The organism is Cupriavidus sp. 10L43_2 (assembly GCF_056395265.1).
In genome coordinates this window covers 1-19,472 of sequence record NZ_JBFTJE010000007.1, presented here as the reverse complement: position 1 = coordinate 19,472, position 19,472 = coordinate 1, and the positions used below count along the sequence as shown (strand labels likewise).

Below are 19,472 nucleotides of genomic sequence, written 5' to 3'. Positions count from 1 at the left end.
GTTCCGCCATCGCCCATGTCTCCTGACACCACCCCTGCCTCGCCCCTCTCGCTGGATGCCCTGCTGACCCAGCTCCGCGCCGATTTCCCGACGCTGAGCGCGCAGTTCCAGAGCGGCGCGCGCTACCTGCTCGACCATCCGCACGACATCGCGCTCCACTCGATGCGCAAGGTGGCCGCCAACGCCGGGGTGCAGCCAGCGACACTTGTGCGGCTGTCGCAGTCGCTCGGGTTCGAAGGCTGGCAGGGCCTGCGCGAGCTGTTCATGGAGGCGATGCGCGACCAGGGCGCGCAGCCCTACGCCAAGCGGGCGCGCAAGGTGGTGAAGGAGAGCGGCTCCAACCGGATGCTGGCCGAGATGATCGAGGTGCAGCATCACAACCTGGACGCCCTGCTGGCCAACAATGCCGAGACGCTGCCGCAGGCCGCCGACCTGCTCGCGGCGGCGCCCAATGTCTACGTGGCCGGCTTCCGCTCGTGCTTCCCGATCGCGTTCACGTTCCACTATATCTACCGGCTGTTCCGCAGTTCGGTGCACCTGGTGCGCGGCGACGCCGGCACGCTGGAGATGGAGCTGCGCGCGCTGACCGCCAAGGACGTGGTGCTGGTCACCGCCTTCGCGCCGTACTCGCAGGAGAGCCTGCGCGTGGCCTCGGCCGCGCGGGAGGCCGGTTGCAAGGTCGTGGCGCTGACCGACAGCACGGTGGCGCCCATCGCGCTGGAGGCGGACTGCACGCTGCTGTTCGCCATCGACAGCCCGTCTTTCTTCCCGTCGATCACGGCTGGCGTGGCGATGGTCGAGGCCTTGGTCGAGCAACTGCTGGCCCGCAAGGGCAAGGGTGCGATTCGCGCGCTGGAGCAGACCGAGGGCCAGCTCCACCGCACCGGCGCCTACCTGCCCGCCCAGCGCGGCTAAGCCGGCCGTCTTTCGGACTTATTCGAACGCCTCGTCGTTGGGGTTGGCGTAGGCCTTCTTCATCGGCTCGCTGAGCGGCAGGTCGAAGCTGATGTTCTTGGGCGGCACCGGCTTGGCGAACCATTTGGCGTACAGCGTGTTGATCTCGCCGCTCTTGATCAGGCCGCTGATGGCGCCGTCCACCACCTGCTTGAAGCCGGGATCGTCCTTGCGCAGCATGAACGCGTAGGCCTCGAACGACTGCGGCGTGCCGACCACGGTCCAGTCGCCGGGGTTCTGCGCCAGCGTGCGGGCGCCGGACAGCAGCACGTCATCCATCATGAACGCGGCCACCCGGCCCGACTGCAGGATCAGGAAGGACTCGCCGTAGTCCTTGGCGCTCTGGATGGTGATATTGGCCTGCTTCTCGTCGTTGAGCTTGCGCAGGATCCGCTCCGAAGTCGTGCCGGCATTGGTCACCACGGCCTTGCCCGACAAATCGCCAAAGTCATGGATCGGGCTGCCCTTCTTCACCAGCAGCCGCGTGCCGGCCACGAAGAACGTGGTCGAGAACGCCACCTGCTGCTGGCGGGACTTGAGGTTCGTGGTGACGCCGCACTCCAGGTCCACCGTGCCGTTCTGCACCAGCGAGATCCGGTTCTGCGAGGTCACCGGCACCATGCGCACCTGCAGGCTGGCCGCGCCCACTTCCTTCTTCACGCTATCGATCACCCGGTCGCAGATGTCCTGCGAGAAGCCGATCACCTTCTGGCTGGCGTCGTAGTACGAGAACGGGATCGACGAGGTCCGGTGCCCGATCGAGATCGTGCCGGACGACTTGATCTTGGTGAGCGTCGGGCTGGCGGCCACGTCGACCGCGAAGGCCGGGGCTGCGGTGGCCAGGACGGCGGCGGCAGCGATCAGGCGCAGCACCGGGCGGACGGAAATCGACTTGGGCATGGAAAACACTCCTGTTTGAATGGATGCGTCAGGTGTTGCAATGCTAGGCATTGAGCAACAAGTGTTCCATCATGGATTACCATGAAACAAATGTGTTATTCCCGGGGATGGTGCAACAAAGGAGCGAGAAGGGAGCCACAAGGGGGGCAGCCGGAAAGAAAAACGCCCCGGGTCGGGGCGTTGGTGGCACGGCGTTGGGATGGCCGGGGAATGCTGCGGCGCAGCAGTTCTACGCCCCGCACTTCTCCTTGAACGTCTTCTGCAACTGCCGGCGGCTGCGGTCGCGCTCGACGGACAGCACGTCGTTGCCCTGGCTGTTCTCCACCGGCGCGCCTGACTTGTAGCTGCGCTTGGGTGTCTCGTTCATCTGCGCCATCAGTTGCTGGCATTCGGCGTCGTCGATGGTCTGCTGGGTGGGCGCGGCGGCGCCGGGCGGGCGCGGCATGGGGCGGTAGGGCGACTCGCCTTCCTTCACGGCATCGCCAATCACGTTGTCGATGGCGGCCGTGCCGCCGGGCTGGGGCGGATTCTGGGCATAGGCCGGGAGGCAGGCACCCAGCGCGAGGAGAACGACGGCATGGCACTTCACTGCGGCAAGGCAACGGCTCGGCATGACGAACTCCTTCCCTGTGGTCGGTGCTGCCATGGTAACGCCTAACGCGTCCGGACGGCCCCAAGGGCGACCGGGGGTGCCCTACGGCGCCTCGCGGGCCAGCGCGAGGGCTTCGAGCAGCGTCTGGTGATCGCCGATATGGTTGGCCAGTAGCAGGATCAGCCGCGCGTTGGCGGCCTGGCTGGCGGCGTCGTCGAGGTCGCGATGCATGTCGATCAGCGCCTCGTAGAAATCGTCGGGGCGCGCGAGGTTCGGCGCGGTGTTGAGGGGCATCGGCGGGTCTCCTGATTGTCGCGACGGGCGGCAAGTCACGCCATCGCCATCGGCTTGGGAGCCGGGGCCACCGCTGGCCGGCCCTGCCCCGCCTGACCGATGGCCCGGTCCAGCGCAGCGCCGACGCGCGCCGCATCCACCGTCCGCCAGCGCGCGCAGACGTGCTGGTCCGGGCGGATCAGGTAGCAGGTACCCGCGCGGGCGTCGTAGCGGCGGGCGGCCAGCCCTTCCACGTCGCGGACCACGGTGGCGCCGGGCCACGGATCGGCGGAGGCGGCGATGGCTGCATCGGTCACGAAGACCAGCCGCAGCGGCGCCGCGCCCTGCTGCAAGGCTTGCAGCGCGCGGCGGGTCGCGGCATCGAGCCCGGCCGGGGCGCCGAAGATCAGCGCCACGAACTGGTCGCCCAGCCGGGGCAGCAGCCACGGTTCACCGCTCATGCTGCATACCGGCGCATCGGCACAGGCCGCGCCCGGCACCATCGCCCCGGCGAAGGCCTCGCCGTCGCCATCGGCCGTATTGAGCGGCGATGCGTGCAGTACCGCCGGCACCGAGAGCCGCCCGCTGTTCACCAGTTGCCGGGCAAACCCATGGTCCCGCGCCAGCGTGAGTACAGCGTCGCGGAAGGTGCGGCTGACGGCGCTCTTGGGGGTGATGAAATCAGTCGAACGCGTGGAATGGCGGATGTTCTCGTCGGCGGCGAACTCGCGCTCGCTGGCGTAGGAGTCCAGCAGGCTGTCCGGCGCGCGGCCCGCCAGCACATAGGCGAGTTTCCAGGCGAGGTTCTCGGCATCCTGCACGCCGCTGTTGGCGCCGCGCGCGCCGAACGGCGAGACGCCATGCGCCGCATCGCCCGCGAACAGCACGCGGCCATGGCGGAAGTGGTCCATCCGCACGCAGGAGAAGGTGTAGACGCTGACCCACTCCAGCTCGAACTTCGCATCCGGGCCGAGCAGCGCCCGCACGCGCGGGATCACCCGTTCGGGTGTTTTCTCCAACACCGGGTCGGCATCCCAGCCGAGCTGGAAGTCGATGCGCCAGACGTTGTCCGGTTGCCGGTGCAGCAGCACCGACTGGTTCGGATGAAACGGCGGATCGAACCAGAACCAGCGCTCGGGCGGAAACGCGGCCTCCATCTTCACATCGGCAATCAGGAAGCGGTCCCGGAAGGTATGGCCGTGGCTCTCCAGCCCCATCAGCTTGCGCAGGCCGCTGCGCGAGCCGTCGGCAGCCACTACGTAGCGGCCGCACAGCGTGTAGCCGCCGTCGGGCGTCTCCACGGTCAGCGCCACGTGGTCATCGCGCGACTCCAGGTTCACCGCGCGGCTTTTCCAGCGGATGTCGATCAGGGGCAGCGCGCGCGCCAGATCGAGCAGATAGCCCTCGACGTAATACTGCTGGAGGTTGATGAAGGCCGGGCGCTGGTGGCCGGACTCGGGCAGGAGGTCGAACGCGTAGACCAGGCTGTCGCGCAGGAAGACCTTGCCGAGGTGCCAGCGCACGCCCTTCTCGACCATGCGCCCGGCGCAGCCGAGGCGGTCGAAGATATCCAGCGTGCGCTTGGCGAAGCAGATGGCGCGGGAGCCGGTGGAGAGCGTGCAGTCCTCGTCGATCAGCACCACCGGCACGCCATGCCGGGCGAGGTCGATGGCGGTGGCCAGCCCGACCGGGCCGGCCCCGACTACCACCACGGGGTGCGGCGCGCCGGCGGCATGGCCCGGACGCTGCTCCGCGCACGGCGCGTAGGCGTACTGCTGGCGCTGGTAATCCGGGTCGATGGCGTCCGTGGCCATGGCTCAGTCCTGCAGCGCGGCCCACATCTCCTGGTCGCGCTGGGCGGTCCAGATGCGCGGATGGGTGATGCCGGCGGCCTCGTCGAACGCGCGCGAGACATCGAACGGCAGGCAGTGCTCGTAGATGAACACCTGGCCGAACTTCGGGTCCATGGACTTGCGCGTGTGCGCCATGGCGGCCTTCAGGTCCATACGGTCCGCCACGGCCTCCTTGCCGGCCTGCAGCAGCGTGGTGACGAAGTCCTTGGTGTAGGCGATGCCCTTGGCCACATCGGCGGGCGTGGTCAGCGCGGGGCCGCGGCCCGGCACCAGCTTCTGCGGCTGCAGCGCGGCCAGCGCGTCGAGCGTGGCCGGCCATTGGGCGAGCTGGGCGTCGCCGCAGTAACAGGCCGCGTCGTACTCGACCAGATCGCCCGAGAACAGCACCTTCTGCTGCGGCAGCCAGACCACGGTGTCGCCTTTGGTGTGGCCGGCGCCCAGATGGGCAATGCGTACCTCCAGCTTGCCGAGGAACAGGGTGATTTCCTTGTCGAAGACCAGCGTCGGCCAGGTCAGGCCCGGCACGGTCTCCACGCCGGCGAACAGGCGCGGAAAGCGCTCGATCTCGGACTTCATGTCGGCCTCGCCGCGCTCCACGATCATCTCGTAGGTGCCCCGGCTGGCGATAACCTGCTGCGCCCCTTCGGCGAAGTACGCCGACGCGCCCAGCACGCGCACCGCGTGGTAGTGCGAGAGCACCACGTACTTGATCGGCTTGTCGGTGATCTGGCGGATGCGGGCGATCAGGTCCTGCGCCATCGCCGGGGTGGCGGTGGTGTCGACGATCAGCACGCCGTCGTCACCGATGATCACGCCCGAGTTGGGGTCGCCCTCGGCCGTGTAGGCGTAGGCGTTCTCGGACAACTGGGTGAAGGTGATCTGCTTGGCTTCCAGGTCGGCCTGGGATGCGAATGCTTTTGCCATGTCGGTCTCGATACGGGGGATAGGCCAAGCTTAGGAAGCCGACCAAATTTAGTCAATGGCAAATCGAATTGTCATTTGCTAAATCACCCGCCAGACCGCATGCCGCTGTGGCGGCGTCCGGGAAACTCCCTACCCGCCGTTACCCCCCTCCCCGGCCAGCGCCGGCAGCGTCTCCTGGCTGGCCGCCATCACGAAGTCGAGGAACCGGCGCACCCGCGCGGGCACGTGGGTGCGGTGCGGGTAATACATATAGAGGCCGACGTTCTTGCTGCGGTAGGCGGGCAGGATCGACACCAGCCGACCGGCCGCCAGATCGTCCTGCACCATGTAGGCCTGTAGCTGCCCGATGCCGATGCCGGCGCGCACCGCCTCGATCTCGGTCTCCACATCGCTGAAGGTGGCCACGGCCGGCACCTCCAGGTAGACGAGATCGCCATCGACCATCAGCTCCCACGGCAGCAGCCGGCCCGTGACCGCCCGGCGGAAGCCGGTGCAGGCGTGGCTGCGCAGGGCGTCGAGCGAGTCCGGCGTGCCATGGCGAGCCAGGTATTCGGGGGCGGCGCAGATCAGCAGCGGCAGGTCGCACAGCTTGCGGGCGACGAGGTTCTGGCCGGGGCTGGTGCCGGCGCGGAAGCCGATGTCGATCTTCGCCTCGACCAGATCGGTGAACAGGTCAGTGAGCACCACATCGAAGGTGATGCCCGGGTATTCCTCCCGGAAGGCCCGGATCAGCGGCACCAGCACGCGGGCGCCCACCGAGTGCGGCGCGGTCACGCGGACCATGCCGTCATCCTCGCTGCGGCTGCTGCGCACCTGCTCGAGCGCCTCGTCAAGCTGGCGCATGCCCGGCTCGGCCAGCTCGAACAGCCGGGCGCCCTCGGTGGTCAGGCTCAGCTTGCGCGTGGTGCGATGGAACAGCCGCACGCCGAGGTATTCCTCGAGCGTGCGCACTGCCTTGCTGACCGCCTGCGGCGTGACCTCGGCCTCCACGGCCGCCCGCGCGAAGCTCTTGGCGCGCACCACGCCCAGGAACAGCGTCAACACCCTGGCCTTGTCCATGCGTTGCCAACCTCTGGTTGTCAATGAAGCAGGCATAGTACGCCGGGCGGCATGATCTGCGGATGGTTTCCCGGAGGGATTCCATTACTATCTGGGCTTCCCCAGCATGGACCCCGGGCAGACGCCGCATGGCCCCACCCATCGACAGCATCGACAGTACCGATAGCGCCGACAGCACCGAGCGCACGCAGCGCGGCATCCAGAGCGTGGAGGTGGGCGGCCGCGTGCTGCGCGCGCTGGCCGACGCGCGCCGGCCGATGTCGCTGGCCGACCTCGCCGCCGCCGCCCAACTGGCGCCTGCGCAGGCGCACACCTATCTGGTCAGCCTGACGCGGCTCGGGCTGATCAAGCGCGACCATATCGACGGTTACTACGAGCCCGGCCCGCTGGCGCTGCGGCTCGGGATGCTTCACCTCGACCACGATCCAGCCTATCGCGCCGCCGTGCCGCGCGTGCAGGCGCTGGCCGCCCGCATCGGCTTCAGCGTGGCGATCAGCCTGCCTACGCCACAGGGGCCGACCATCGTCCATTACGCCCACGCCGGCACGCCGCTGCATGTGAACCTGCACGTCGGCACGGTCATGGCGCTCGCCGCCACGGCCACCGGCCGCACCTACTGCGCGTTCCAGCCGCCCGGGCACTGGCAGGACATCTGGGCGCGGCAGCATCCGCAGGGCGCCGACCTGCCCGGCTTCCTGCATCAGCTAGAGGACATCCGCGCGCGCGGCATGGAGCGCAGCATCGACTCGCCCAGCCCCGCCGTGAGCAGCCTCGCCGTGCCGTTGCGGGATGGCGATGGCGCGCTACGGCTGGTGCTAACGGTGATCGGCTCCACGGGTGGCATCGACGTGGACTGGACCGGCCCGGTGGCCGCCGCCCTGCGCGACGCCGCGGAGGACATCGCCTCCGCCATCGCCGCCAACATCGACAAGGCGCCCGCATGAACGACGACACGCTCCCCGGCGGCGCCAAGCCGCAACGCGGCATCCAGTCGCTCGACAACACGGGGCAGCTGCTGATGGCACTGGTCGCGGCCGGACGGCCCCTGCCGCTGGGCGAACTGGCGCGCGCGGCCGGCATGGTGCCGGCCAAGGCGTTTCCGCATCTGGTCAGCCTGCAGAAGATCGGGCTGCTGTCGCGCAATGCATCGGGGGATTTCGTGGCCGGGGCGTTGAGCCTGGATTTGGGGCTGGTGGCGCTGCAGCGGCTGTCGCCCACCCGGGAGGCCGAGCCGGAGATCATCGCCCTGGCCCATGCCACCGGGTTGTCTGTGGCGATGGCGGTGCTTGGCCCGCTGGGGCCCACCGTGATCCGGCTGGAGGAAGCGGCGCGACCCCAGCATGTGAGCCTGCGGGTTGGCACGGTGTTGTCGATGGTCAACACGGCGATCGGGCGGACCTTCGCCGCCCATCTGCCGGCCGATGTACTGGCCGGCGCGCTGGCACAGGACGCCATCCGCATGGCCGGCACCCCGGGCGGGACGCCGGCGGGTTATGCCAACCGGCTGAAGGCAGTGAAAGCGACAGGGATCGACAACGCCGTCAGCAAGCCGGTGCCCGGCATCGACACGCTGGCCGCGCCGGTCTTCGACCATACCGGGGCGCTGGCCATCGTCATTGCGGTGATGGGCAGCAGCGGCAGCTTCGACAGCGCCACGGACAGCGACACCGCCGCACTGGTCCGCCAGGCCGCGCAGCGGCTGTCCTGGCGGTTCGGGGCGCCCGGGATGGGGCCGACGATCAGCGCTCGATGACCGGCGCATGCACCGGGGCGATCGACGCGTGCGGCGTCTGCGTGCGCTGCGCGGCCTTGTGGACCATCGTGTAGGCGTAGTCGATGCCCATGCCGTAGGCGCCCGAGTGTTGCTTGGCCAGGCCGGTCACGGCGTCGTACGTTTCCTTGTTCTTCCAGTCGCGCTGCCATTCCAGCAGCACCTGCTGCCACGTCACCGGCACCACACCGGCCTGGATCATGCGCTGCATGGCGTAGTCGTGCGCTTCCTTGGTCGTGCCGCCCGAGGCGTCGGCCACCATGTAGATCTCGTAGTCMCCTTCCAGCATCGCGCTCAGGGCGAAGGTCGTGTTGCAGACCTCGGTCCACAGGCCGGCCACGACGATCTTCTTGCGGCCGTTGGCGGCCAGCGCGTCGCGCACCTTCTGGTCATCCCACGAGTTCATCGAGGTGCGTTCCAGCGTCTGCTGGCCCGGGAAGACRTCGAGGATTTCGGGGTAGGTGTAACCGGAGAACGACTCGGACTCCACCGTGGTGATCGTCGTCGGCACATCGAARATCTTGGCCGCCTTGGCCAGGCCCACCACATTGTTCTTCATGGTCTGGCGGTCCATCGACTGCACACCGAAGGCCATCTGCGGCTGGTGGTCGATGATGATCAGCTGGCTGTTGCGCGGGGTCAGGACTTGCAGCTTGGCGTTGKTGGCGTTCGACATGGTGGTTTCTCCGGTAGCTAAAGGTTGATTCGTTCAGTTTTATTGCTTTTCGCTGTTCGCCGTTGTTTTGTTGTGGCGTTGCGATGGGATGAACTATACGGGGCGATAAGTGACGTAAATCCGCTGAAGTCTCACGTAGTTATTCAAATTTTTTGAAATTAGATCTCTCTACGCCGCCGCGCGACCCCCGGGGCATGTCTACCCCACTTCCCGGGGCTCAATGTCAGGCCCTGCCGGACGTTATCGATCTCATGTCTTTCCCTCATCCGATAAAAACAGGAGAAACCATGGGTCGTCGTTACCTCGCCGGGCTGCTGCTGGCCGTTACCGCCCTCGCGGGTTGCGCAGTGGTACAGAAGCCGATTCCGGCCACCAGCGCGCTGTTCGAGAACAAGGAGAAGACCGTCGCGGTCGCCCTCGAGAAGCTGCCCGAGCCGAACCAGGTCATGCTGGGCGCGCAGGGCATCCTGGACTACGCCATCAACCGGGCCAACGCCAAGGCCATCGTCGACCGCCTGCAGAAGCAGGATTTCTCGAAGGTGAGCGGCCTGCCCAAGGAATTCGCCCAGGGCCTGGAATCGCGCCAGATCAAGGTCGTGATGATCGAGGAGCCGATCGATACGGAGTCCCTCTCCAAGTTCACGGAGGGCTCGGGCGATGGCGTGGCGCTGCGTGACTATCGCCCGCTGGCCCGGAAGTACAAGGCGGACAAGCTGCTGCTGGTGAGCGCCACCTCGCTGGGCACGGTCCGAAACTACTACGGCTTCCTGCCGCTGACCCCGCCGACGGCCCTGATCTCCCTGACCGGACAGCTGGTGGACCTGTCGACCAACAAGCTCGAATGGTATGAAAGGGTGGAAAACCACAATCCCGCCAAGGGCGACTGGGACCAGGCCCCGGAATATGAAAACCTGATGGGCGCCGTGGACGAAGGCACCCGCGCGGCCACCTCGCAGCTGCGTGGCGCGTTCTTCATGGAACGGGCCGCACCGGCGGTGCCGAAGGTGGCGGGTACGGCGGCGGCGGGATCGGCGCAGTAAAAACCCCCGCTGGAAAGCAAAAACGGCCGCGAGAGATCGCGGCCGTTATTTCTTGGGGCGCTGGACTGTCGCGCCCCGGTCGCCTCGCGCTCGAACTCGCGGATCACCGGGTTGCCGAGGATCGCATCCCTTCCCGCATCGATCAGGCGATCAATGTCCGCCTCGGGCAGGCGAAGCCTGGTCGGTACATCGCTCAGACTTGCGGCACGCGCCTTGTCGAGGGAATCGAACGAGATCCGCGTGACGAAGAATTCGACGGCGTCGCACCGCCAGTCCGGGCTGCTTGCGGCGATTTCCTGTCGCCGGGCATCCGGCATGGCGCCGCTGCGAACCCGAGGGCAGCATCCTGCAATCTGCCAGCTGGACACTCTATGAACAGTTGCGCTTCGACACGAGCGGCATTCGCAGTTTCGATTGGGGAACCTATCCAATCATGCGGTTCTCGGCGGTACCCCACGCAGGTCAATGTGCCTCTGATCGATCGTCCAGGCGCACCATTCCTGGGCGTGGCGGAAGCCGCGATGGGCCCGACCGCCGGTGCCATCGGCAACGCACTGGTCGATGCCACGGCGTGAGGCTGCGCGATATGCCACTGGGCGGCGAGACGCTGCAGGCCAGGATCGCGCCCTAAGTACCGAGGGAGGCGTTGCATCCCGCGCAACGCTGATTTGCTCCCCGTTGTGATTCAAATTGCGCTTTCCGGCGCCTAAGCTCTCCCCATTGCAACCTGTCCCTCAACGCCATGGAATCCACAACTTCCCCCCTCACGCCCGGCGCCGCGCCTGCGCCAGTCCCGATGGCCGGCGCGCTGGTCGCGCTGTTTTCGCTGTGTGCCGGCGTGCTGGTTGCCAACCTCTATTACGCCCAGCCCATCATCGAGATGATTGCGCCGACGGTGGGGCTGTCGGCCCAAAGCGCCAGCGTCATCGTGTCGCTGACCCAGATTGGCTATGCCGTCGGTCTGTTCTTTCTGGTGCCGCTGGCAGATCTTCACGAGAACCGGCGCCTGCTGCTGATCAGTGGCGTGGCCGCCGCCATCAGCCTTGTGGGCGCCGCCACCGCGTCGCAGCCAGGACTGTTCCTGCTGGTGTCGCTGTTGCTTGGCCTGAGCTCCGTGAGCGTGCAGATACTGATTCCGCTGGCGGCGCACCTTGCGCCCGAAGCGCTGCGTGGGCGCACCGTGGGCACGATCATGGGCGGCCTGCTCTCCGGAATCCTGCTGTCCCGGCCATTGTCGAGCCTGCTGGCACAGGCCTTCGGCTGGCGTGCGGTGTTCTTTATCGCCGCCGCGATGACGCTGGCGACGGTGGCCATCATCGCAGCGACGATTCCGCGCCGCATGCCCGAGCATCGCGGCACCTATGGCGGCCTGCTGGTTTCCCTGTGGCATCTGTTCACGCGCTATGCGGTGCTGCGCCAGCGCTCGCTGTACCAAGCGCTGCTGTTTGCCGCGTTCAGCCTGTTCTGGACTGCCGCACCCCTCGAGCTGGTCAGCCACTATGGCCTCTCGCAATCGCAGATTGGCGTCTTTGCACTGGTTGGCGCGCTGGGCGCTGTGGCGGCACCGATCGCCGGCCGGCTGGCGGATTCGGGCCATACGCGCATCGCCTCTTACCTGGCGATGATCGCTGCTGTCATCAGTTTCCTTCCCGGAATGGTCGGCGGCACAGGCGGCGTCTATTGGCTTGCATTGACCGGCATCGTGCTCGACTTTGCCGTGCAGATGAACATGGTGCTGGGTCAGCGTGCGATTTATGCGCTCGATGCCACCAGCCGTGGACGCCTGAACGCGCTGTACATGACCGCCATCTTCGCCGGGGGCGCGGTGGGATCGGCCGTCGCCAGCGTGCTCTACACGCATATCGGCTGGTCCGGCATCGTCGCGACGGGCAGTGGTCTTGCGCTGGTCTCGCTGCTGGCCATGGCCCTCGCTTCGCGCCGCTGAGCAGCTCGCTCCTTCTTCGAACCATTCATTGACCGGAGTCATCATCATGACATCCCATCTGTTCTCGCCCATCACAATCGGGCAGCTGCAACTGACTCACCGCGTCGCCATGGCGCCATTGACGCGCTCGCGCGCTGGCCAGCCCGGTAATGTGCCCAATGCCATGAATGTCGAGTACTACCGGCAGCGTGCCTCAGCGGCATTGATCATTACCGAGGCCACCCAGATCTCGCAGCAAGGCCAGGGCTATGCGTGGACCCCTGGGATCTACACCGCCGAGCAGGTCGAGGGCTGGCGTGCCGTGGCGGACGCCGTCCATGCCGAAGCTGGCCGGATCTTCCTGCAACTGTGGCACGTTGGCCGGGTTTCGCACCCGTCGTTTCAACCCGGCGGCGCGCTGCCGGTGGCGCCGAGCGCGCTCCCGGTGCCCGGCAAGACGTTCATCGTCGACGCCGACGGGAACGGCGTGTGGGGCGACATCCCGACGCCACAGGCACTGACCGTGGAGGGTATCGCGGCGATCGTGCATGACTACCGCCGGGCCGCGCACAATGCCATGGAGGCGGGCATGGACGGCGTGGAAATCCATGCGGGAAATGGCTATCTGCTGGACCAGTTCATCAACTCTGACAGCAACCTTCGCACCGACGCCTATGGCGGCAGCATCGAGAACCGCGCGCGCCTGCTACTGGAGGTGGTGGACGCCGTGACGGCCGAGATCGGTGCGGAGCGCGTGGGCGTGCGGCTCACGCCGATGGGCCGCTTCATGGGTATGGGCGATGCCACGCCTGAGGCCACGTTCGCCTACATCGCACGCCGCCTCAACGACGAGTCGCTGGCCTATTTGCACCTGGTGGAGCCGGCGATGGTCGGTACGGTCAAGGACGAGGCGGCTGACCCGCGCTGGGATGCCATCATGCGCAGGATGCGTGCCGAATTCCACGGCGTGCTGATGCTGGCTGGCGGCTACGACGGCGCCTCTGCAGAACGTGCGATTACCGACGGGCGCGCGGACATCGTCGCGTTCGGACGGCCGTTCATCGCCAATCCCGATCTGCCCCGCCGTCTCAAGACCTCGGCGGCGCTGAATGCCGCCAATCCGGCGACGTTCTTTGGCGGCACGAGTGTCGGTTACACCGACTATCCGGCACTTGCCTGAGTCATTCCTGGCGGCGTGTCGGCCCGGGCAATGTCGCCAGGAATGTCAGGAACGCGGCAATCCGTCGCGAGCCGCGCTGGTTCGGCAGATACAGCGCAGAGATGGCGGAGCTTGTCTGGTCAGGATTGACAGACCATGCGTCAAACAACGGCGTCAGCCGACGATTGTCAATATCGTCATCGACGAGCCAGTCCGGCAACAGGCCGATGCCCCCGCCCGCCAGCGCGATCTCGCGTAATACCTCGGCGTTGTTGCTGCGGAAATGGCCATTGACCGGAACTGTCGTCTCACTGCCGTCCTGGCGAAAGGTCCACACCTGATCCCGCGCGCCATAGCTGAATCGCAGACAGCGATGATGGAGCAACTCGCCGGGCTCAGCGGGCACACCCTGGCTCTCCAGATAGGCCGGGCTAGCCACCACGCGACGGCGGAAGCTGCCGATCTCCCGCGCGATGACACTATCGTAAGACGCCGGGCTGCCCAGCCGGACGGACAGGTCAATCCGCTCGCCGATCAGGTCGACGATGTCGTCGGTCAGCGTCACCTCGACCTCGAGTTTCGGAAACTTCGCCAGCCAATCGCCAAGATAGGGGGCGATGCATCGCCGCCCAAACGCCACGGGTAGCGATACGCGCAAGCGCCCAACCGGCTCCTCGCCCCGATCCGCAATCAACGCGTCGGCTTCCTCCACGGCATCCAGAATCTTCCGGGCCTGCTGGTAATAGGCTGCGCCGGCCTCCGTGACCGTGATGAGCCGCGTGGACCGATTCAGCAAGACCGCCCCCAGTGATGCCTCAAGGCCGTCGAGCGCGCGCGTGACCGACGATGTGGCCAGCTCCAGGCGTCGTGCTGCGGCGGAGAAGCCCTTCGCATCCACGGTTTCCACGAACATCTTCAGTGCAAGCAGCTTGTCCATCTTCCAGGGATGATCGATTGATAACGATTGGTCATTCGGGAAGCGTGATGCAGATCGCGATATGAACTATGCGACACGCTCGCGTTCCGGCAGATGATGCCACTCCTTGATCCGACTTGCTTTGTGAGCCAGGCGCGACACCGCGCGGAAGCTCGTCGAATCAGGGTAAGTCCCACCCGTCCCGCCCCTTGGCCTGTCGCGCCTTCCGCCCTATCATTTATCAACCGATCACTGATCGATCGATAATTTAAAGGAGGCGACGATGGCACTGACCAAACTTGCGCATTTTTCCATTCGCACCACCGACCTGGAACGGTCCTGCGCGTTCTACGAACGCGTGCTGGGCTTCCGGCGTGGCTACCGCCCCCCGTTCGATTTTCCCGGCGCCTGGCTCTATATGGGCGATGACGAGCGTGACTACGGATGCGTGCACATCATTGGCATCGATCCCGCCAATCCTTCGGGGCTGGCGGCCTACCTCGGCGACAAGTCCCTGCCCGCATCCGGCACCGGCACCGGCACGCTCGACCACATCGCCTTCCTGGCCACTGGCGTCGCGCAGATGTGGAACACCCTCCGTGCCGAGGGCATCGCCTGGCGTGACCGCACCGTCCCGAGCCTTGGCCTCCATCAGGTCTTCATTGAGGATCCTTCGGGCGTCACGATCGAGCTCAACTACCCATCCACCGAGGTGGAGGGCCTGGCATTGCCGCATCCGGCGCAAGCTACAACGGGAGTCGAGGCATGAAATCCGCACTGCAAAGGCAACCCAGGGCGATCGTCGTCGGCGGATCGCTCGGCGGTCTGTTTGCCGCCARCATGCTTCAGCGCGAAGGCTGGGAGGTCGAGGTCTTCGAGCGGACACCCGAAGCGTTGACCGGGCGTGGCGCCGGAATCGTCACGCACCCGGAACTGTTCGAGGCACTGGCCACCGCCGGCGTGGTCGTCGACGACAGCATTGGCGTTCACGTCGATACCCGGGTCACACTCGCCCGCGATGGCGCTGTGGTATCGGATCGCCAGATGCCCCAGATATTGACGGCCTGGGGCAAGATGTATGACGTGCTGGGCAAGGCGTTTTCCGGCGCCTATCGCACCGGCGCTACCGTGACCGCGGTCGATTCTCATGCCGACCATGCGGTCGTCACGCTGCAGGACGGCTCGACGCACCGGGCCGACATGGTCATTGCCGCCGACGGCTTCCGCTCGGGGGTACGCGAACAGCTACTGCCTTCGGTCGGCCTGGAGTACGCCGGATATGTTGCCTGGCGCGGGCTGGTCGATGAGGCCGATATTTCGCCCGGCACGCACGCGGCCATTTTCGACAAGTTTGCCTTCTGCCTGCCGGCTCACGAGCAAATCCTTGGCTATCCGGTGGCGGGCGACGGCAACAGCATCGCGCCGGGCCGCCGCCGCTACAACTTCGTGTGGTATCGCGCCACGCGCGAGGAAGACGAACTCCCTGACCTGCTGACCGACGTCGCGGGCAAGACCTGGGCCAATGGCATTCCGCCGAGCCTGATCCGCCCCGAGGTGCTCGACGACATGGAAAGCGCCGCATCCGATCTGCTGGCGCCGCAGTTCGCGGAAATCGTCACGAAGACCCCCCAACCGCTATTCCAGCCGATCTTCGACCTGACCGTGCCTCGCATGGCTTTCGGCCGAATCGCGCTGCTGGGCGACGCCGCGTTCGTGGCTCGCCCGCATTGCGGCATGGGTGTCACGAAAGCGGCCGGCGACGCCATCGCACTGGTCCACGCGCTGGCCGGACATCCGTCCGTCGAAACGGCGCTCGAGGCGTACAGCACCGAGCGCGTCCAGGTAGGCCGGGCGGTCGTCGAGCACGCACGCCATCTGGGGGCCTATATGCAGGCGCAACTCAAGGGTGAACAGGATCGCGAGATGGCCGAACGCTATCGGACGCCCGAGGCAGTCATGCGCGAGACCGCCGTCTCACGGCGCTTCTGACCTACGCCGCAAAACAACGTACCGGAGACAACATCATGCCCCAAGCCGCGGCCTATCCAATCCATCTTGATCTTGCCGAAACGGACCCGCCCGTGGTCCCGCATCCCCTCCTGAGCGAGCCAGGCTTCGCGCGTCTGCAGCGCGCGCGCCGTCGTTTTTCCTGGTCGCTCACCGCCGCGATGCTGGCGGTCTACTTCGGCTTCATTCTCACCCTGGCCTTTCGTCCGGACCTGCTTGCTGCGCCGCTGACAGCAGGCCAGCCGATGAGCGTCGGCATACCCATCGGGTTCGGCATGTTCGCCTTCACCTTCGCACTGGTGGCCATCTATGTGTATCGCAGCAACACCGTCTACGACAGGATGATTGCGCAGATCCGCGAGGGAGAACCGTCATGAACCGCGCCTTGATTGCAGCTTCCCTCCTGCTTGCGCCGCTTGTCGTCGCCACTCCCGTCCTGGCGGCCACGCCACCGGTCGGGCAGGGCCTGAACCTGATCGCCATTGCCATGTTCGTCGCGTTTGTCGCCGCCACACTGGTCGTGACACGCTGGGCGGCCAAGCGCAACCACAGCGTAGCCGACCACTACGCTGCCGGCGGCAAGATCACGGCCATGCAGAATGGCTGGGCGATTGCCGGCGACTACATGTCTGCCGCATCGCTGCTCGGCATTTCGGCGCTGGTCTTTACCAGCGGCTACGACGGCCTGATCTATTCCATCGGATTCCTGGCCAGTTGGCCCATCATCCTGTTCCTGATCGCCGAACCCCTGCGCAATCTGGGGCGCTACACGCTGGCCGATGTGCTGTCATACCGGCTCAGGCAGCGGCCTATCCGCGGCTTCTCGGCATTGAGTTCGATCGTGATCGTGCTGCTGTACCTGGTCTCGCAGATGGTGGGCGCCGGCAAGCTCGTGGAGCTGCTGTTCGGCTTCAACTACACCTCGGCGGTGGTCCTGGTCGGCGTGCTGATGGTGGTCTACGTGTTCTTCGGGGGCATGCTGGCCACGACTTGGATCCAGATCATCAAGGCCGTCATGCTGCTGGCCGGTTGCGCCTTCATGGCCTTCATGGTCATGCGCCACTTCGGCTTCAGCCTGAATACCCTGTTCGAGCACGCCATCACCGCACATGGCAAGCACGACGCCATCATGCGTCCCGGCGGCCTGGTCTCGGATCCGGTGTCAGCCGTGTCGCTGGGCCTGGCGCTGATCTTCGGCACTGCCGGCCTGCCGCACATCCTGATGCGCTTCTTTACCGTCAGCAACGTCAAGGCCGCGCGCAAGAGCGTGCTCTACGCCACCGGCATCGTCGGCATGGGCTACGCCATGATCATCGTGATCGGCTTTGGCACGATCGCGCTGGTCGCCCAGGATCCGCTGTACCACAACAGCGCCGGCGCCGTGATTGGCGGGGTCAACATGGTGGCCGTGCATCTTGCTCATGCGGTGGGTGGAAACGTCTTCCTCGGCTTTATCTGTGCGGTGGCGTTCTCGACGATCCTGGCCGTGGTTGCCGGGCTGACGCTGGCGGGCTCCTCCGCCATCTCGCACGACCTCTATGCGACGGTGATCCGCCAGGGCAAGGCGTCCGACAAGGACGAGATGCGGGTATCGCGTATGACGACGCTGGTGCTGGGTGTGCTGTCGATCCTGCTCGGCATCCTGTTCGAGAAGCAGACCATCGCCTTCATCGTCAGCCTGACATTCTCGATCGCCGCCAGTTCCAATTTTCCCGTGCTGCTGCTGTCGATCTACTGGCGCGGGCTGACCACGCGCGGCGCGGTCGTAGGCGGCATGCTCGGACTGATCACGGCCGTAGTACTGACGATCCTGAGCCCGACCGTCTGGGTGCAGGTGCTGGGGCACGCCTCGGCCATCTATCCGTACGAATATCCGGCCCTGTTCTCCATGCTGGTGGCATTTGCCGGCATCTACGTATTCTCGGTGACCGACCGGTCGGCACGGGGAGCATGGGAACGCGCGGCGTATCAGAATCAGCGCGTGGATTGTGAGCTGGGCCTCGGCAGGAAGACCGTTAACTAGGCTGCAGCCACCATCGGGAGCGGGCGGCGCAGACCTTCTGCAGTCGCCCATCTTCCCATTTATCGGTCGATTGGTAGAATCCGGACATCATCGGCATCGCATTGGCGAGAGAGAACGTCATGGACTCAGGTACTGGATCGACCACGGAAGAGCCGCCCGTCAAGTCTGCGCGACGGCTGCTGCCCGAGGAACGCGAGAAGCAGATCGTCGAAAAGGCGATCGAACATTTCACCCGAAACGGCTTTGGCGGCAGTACCCGGGAGCTGGCCCGACAGATCGGTGTGACGCAACCCCTGCTCTATCGTTATTTCGAGAGCAAGGAAGCCCTCATCGAGCGCGTGTACAACGAGGTCTTCCAATGGCGTCCTGACTGGGATCGGCAAATCACCGACCGCTCGATGCCACTGGCGGAGCGGCTCCATGCTTTTTACCTCGACTATTCATCGGTGATCCTCCGCGAAGAATGGATCCGGCTGTTCATCTTTGCCGGCCTGACGCACGAAGGCATCAACAAGAAGTACCTCGGCAAGCTGCGCAGCAAGGTCTTCCTGCCTGTGCTGGCCGAAGTCAGGGATGCATTCGGGATTGAAGCACCGCGCAAAGCTGAAGAGACTGAGGCGGAGATCGAGATGATCTGGAGCCTGCACGCGGCCATCTTCTATATCGGCGTCCGCAAGTGGATCTACGGTCTCAAGGTCCCGACCGACATGGACGCCATGATCCGTCAGAAGGTAGACATGTTCCTGCATGGCGCCCCGGCGGCAATACGCGCATTGCGCGCAAGCGCTGGATAAACAAACCGCTGGGTCATCATGGCGCAAACCGCCAGTGTTCCAGCCAGCATACCGAGGGACGAAGAGGTGTGCGCGTGAGAGGAGAACCCCGTCGCGAAGGCGACGGCAGCCATTTCCAGCTTACGACCAAGTTTGTGATTGCATGTCATTGCGGCTACCATTTTTTGCCTGTGCCCAGTCAGGGTGGCCCGGCTCTTGATGCCGCGCCACCCACCTTGGATATCAGTATTCGGTCACCGGCGCATGCACGGGCGCGATCGACGCGTGCGGGGTCTGCGTGCGCTGCGCAGCCTTGTGGACCATCGTGTAGGCGTAGTCGATGCCCATGCCGTAGGCGCCCGAGTGTTGCTTGGCCAGGCCGGTCACGGCGTCGTACGTTTCCTTGTTCTTCCAGTCACGCTGCCATTCCAGCAGCACCTGCTGCCACGTCACCGGCACCACGCCGGCCTGGATCATGCGTTGCATGGCGTAGTCGTGCGCTTCCTTGGTCGTGCCGCCCGAGGCATCGGCCACCATGTAGATCTCGTAGTCCCCTTCCAGCATCGCGCTCAGGGCGAAGGTCGTGTTGCAGACCTCGGTCCACAGGCCGGCCACGACGATCTTCTTG

At 65.9% G+C, this 19,472-nt stretch carries 20 protein-coding genes and 1 pseudogene; 12 read left to right on the top strand and 9 right to left on the bottom strand.

Features of this window, described 5'->3' with window-relative positions:
• The first annotated feature begins 15 nt into the window (after window positions 1–15).
• The gene (locus AC1DEL_RS12180; protein ID WP_092291757.1) at window positions 16–915 is read left to right on the top strand and encodes a MurR/RpiR family transcriptional regulator; all 900 of its coding nucleotides are present in this window, start codon (window positions 16–18) and stop codon (window positions 913–915) included.
• An 18-nt stretch (window positions 916–933) separates the two neighbouring features.
• Here AC1DEL_RS12180 and AC1DEL_RS12175 read toward each other — a convergent pair whose 3' ends face one another.
• From AC1DEL_RS12175 to AC1DEL_RS12150, 6 genes are all read right to left on the bottom strand, one after another.
• On the bottom strand, window positions 934–1,854 hold the full coding sequence (locus tag AC1DEL_RS12175; RefSeq protein ID WP_477125787.1) for a glutamate/aspartate ABC transporter substrate-binding protein: 921 nt from the start codon (window positions 1,852–1,854) through the stop codon (window positions 934–936).
• A 229-nt stretch (window positions 1,855–2,083) separates the two neighbouring features.
• Window positions 2,084–2,500: a hypothetical protein gene (locus AC1DEL_RS12170; RefSeq protein ID WP_441591638.1), complete on the bottom strand. Its 417-nt coding sequence runs from the start codon at window positions 2,498–2,500 to the stop codon at window positions 2,084–2,086.
• 48 nt (window positions 2,501–2,548) lie between these two features.
• Window positions 2,549–2,740 (bottom strand): DUF2783 domain-containing protein, encoded by a 192-nt coding sequence (locus tag AC1DEL_RS12165; RefSeq protein WP_092291752.1) that lies wholly within the window; start codon window positions 2,738–2,740, stop codon window positions 2,549–2,551.
• 35 nt (window positions 2,741–2,775) lie between these two features.
• The gene (locus AC1DEL_RS12160; protein WP_441591636.1) at window positions 2,776–4,533 is read right to left on the bottom strand and encodes an FAD-dependent oxidoreductase; all 1,758 of its coding nucleotides are present in this window, start codon (window positions 4,531–4,533) and stop codon (window positions 2,776–2,778) included.
• 3 nt (window positions 4,534–4,536) lie between these two features.
• Window positions 4,537–5,496, bottom strand: a complete 960-nt coding sequence (locus AC1DEL_RS12155; protein ID WP_092291749.1) for an MBL fold metallo-hydrolase — start codon at window positions 5,494–5,496, stop codon at window positions 4,537–4,539.
• A 129-nt stretch (window positions 5,497–5,625) separates the two neighbouring features.
• Window positions 5,626–6,555: a LysR family transcriptional regulator gene (locus AC1DEL_RS12150; RefSeq protein ID WP_477125786.1), complete on the bottom strand. Its 930-nt coding sequence runs from the start codon at window positions 6,553–6,555 to the stop codon at window positions 5,626–5,628.
• A gap of 128 nt (window positions 6,556–6,683) precedes the next feature.
• On the opposite strand from AC1DEL_RS12150, the gene AC1DEL_RS12145 reads away from it, so the two are divergent.
• A complete protein-coding gene (locus AC1DEL_RS12145; RefSeq protein ID WP_092291746.1) occupies window positions 6,684–7,499 on the top strand; it encodes an IclR family transcriptional regulator in 816 nt (271 codons plus the stop codon).
• Entirely contained in the window at window positions 7,496–8,308 is an 813-nt protein-coding gene (locus AC1DEL_RS12140) for an IclR family transcriptional regulator (RefSeq protein ID WP_477107881.1), read from the top strand. Before AC1DEL_RS12145 ends, AC1DEL_RS12140 begins: the two co-directional genes overlap by 4 nt.
• Here AC1DEL_RS12140 and AC1DEL_RS12135 read toward each other — a convergent pair.
• Window positions 8,295–9,002, bottom strand: a complete 708-nt coding sequence (locus AC1DEL_RS12135) for a hydrolase (protein WP_477159086.1) — start codon at window positions 9,000–9,002, stop codon at window positions 8,295–8,297. The genes AC1DEL_RS12140 and AC1DEL_RS12135 overlap by 14 nt on opposite strands.
• Before the next feature lie 287 nt (window positions 9,003–9,289).
• On the opposite strand from AC1DEL_RS12135, the gene AC1DEL_RS12130 reads away from it, so the two are divergent.
• The 4 genes and pseudogenes from AC1DEL_RS12130 to AC1DEL_RS12115 all read left to right on the top strand — a co-directional run bounded on the left by AC1DEL_RS12130 (window position 9,290) and on the right by AC1DEL_RS12115 (window position 13,146).
• Window positions 9,290–10,042, top strand: coding sequence for a hypothetical protein (locus AC1DEL_RS12130; protein ID WP_092291740.1), 753 nt, complete (start codon window positions 9,290–9,292; stop codon window positions 10,040–10,042).
• Between the two features lie 328 nt (window positions 10,043–10,370).
• Window positions 10,371–10,673: pseudogene (locus AC1DEL_RS12125) on the top strand (xanthine dehydrogenase family protein molybdopterin-binding subunit); the annotation flags it as partial.
• A 111-nt stretch (window positions 10,674–10,784) separates the two neighbouring features.
• Window positions 10,785–11,987 (top strand): MFS transporter, encoded by a 1,203-nt coding sequence (locus tag AC1DEL_RS12120; RefSeq protein ID WP_477126470.1) that lies wholly within the window; start codon window positions 10,785–10,787, stop codon window positions 11,985–11,987.
• Window positions 11,988–12,033: 46 nt separating this feature from the next.
• Window positions 12,034–13,146 carry an alkene reductase gene (locus tag AC1DEL_RS12115; RefSeq protein ID WP_477126471.1) on the top strand — a complete coding sequence of 371 codons (1,113 nt, stop codon included), beginning with the start codon at window positions 12,034–12,036 and terminating at the stop codon, window positions 13,144–13,146.
• A 1-nt stretch (window position 13,147) separates the two neighbouring features.
• Here the strand turns inward: AC1DEL_RS12115 and AC1DEL_RS12110 are convergent, their stop codons facing one another.
• The gene (locus AC1DEL_RS12110; protein WP_092291734.1) at window positions 13,148–14,062 is read right to left on the bottom strand and encodes a LysR family transcriptional regulator; all 915 of its coding nucleotides are present in this window, start codon (window positions 14,060–14,062) and stop codon (window positions 13,148–13,150) included.
• Between the two features lie 262 nt (window positions 14,063–14,324).
• Here AC1DEL_RS12110 and AC1DEL_RS12105 point away from each other — a divergent pair, with 262 nt between their 5' ends.
• From AC1DEL_RS12105 to AC1DEL_RS12085, 5 genes are all read left to right on the top strand, one after another.
• Entirely contained in the window at window positions 14,325–14,810 is a 486-nt protein-coding gene (locus AC1DEL_RS12105) for a VOC family protein (protein WP_477126472.1), read from the top strand.
• Window positions 14,807–16,030, top strand: a complete 1,224-nt coding sequence (locus tag AC1DEL_RS12100; protein ID WP_477159085.1) for an FAD binding domain-containing protein — start codon at window positions 14,807–14,809, stop codon at window positions 16,028–16,030. Before AC1DEL_RS12105 ends, AC1DEL_RS12100 begins: the two co-directional genes overlap by 4 nt.
• 35 nt (window positions 16,031–16,065) lie before the next feature.
• A complete protein-coding gene (locus AC1DEL_RS12095) occupies window positions 16,066–16,425 on the top strand; it encodes a DUF485 domain-containing protein (RefSeq protein ID WP_092291728.1) in 360 nt (119 codons plus the stop codon).
• The gene (locus tag AC1DEL_RS12090; protein WP_441593818.1) at window positions 16,422–18,071 is read left to right on the top strand and encodes a cation acetate symporter; all 1,650 of its coding nucleotides are present in this window, start codon (window positions 16,422–16,424) and stop codon (window positions 18,069–18,071) included. The genes AC1DEL_RS12095 and AC1DEL_RS12090 overlap by 4 nt, the downstream gene beginning before the upstream one ends.
• Window positions 18,072–18,190: 119 nt before the next feature.
• Window positions 18,191–18,865: a TetR/AcrR family transcriptional regulator gene (locus AC1DEL_RS12085; RefSeq protein ID WP_477110883.1), complete on the top strand. Its 675-nt coding sequence runs from the start codon at window positions 18,191–18,193 to the stop codon at window positions 18,863–18,865.
• Window positions 18,866–19,087: 222 nt separating this feature from the next.
• On the opposite strand, the gene AC1DEL_RS12080 is transcribed toward AC1DEL_RS12085, so the two are convergent.
• A partial coding sequence (locus AC1DEL_RS12080; protein ID WP_477159084.1) for an isochorismatase family protein occupies window positions 19,088–19,472 on the bottom strand: 385 nt, incomplete at its 5' end.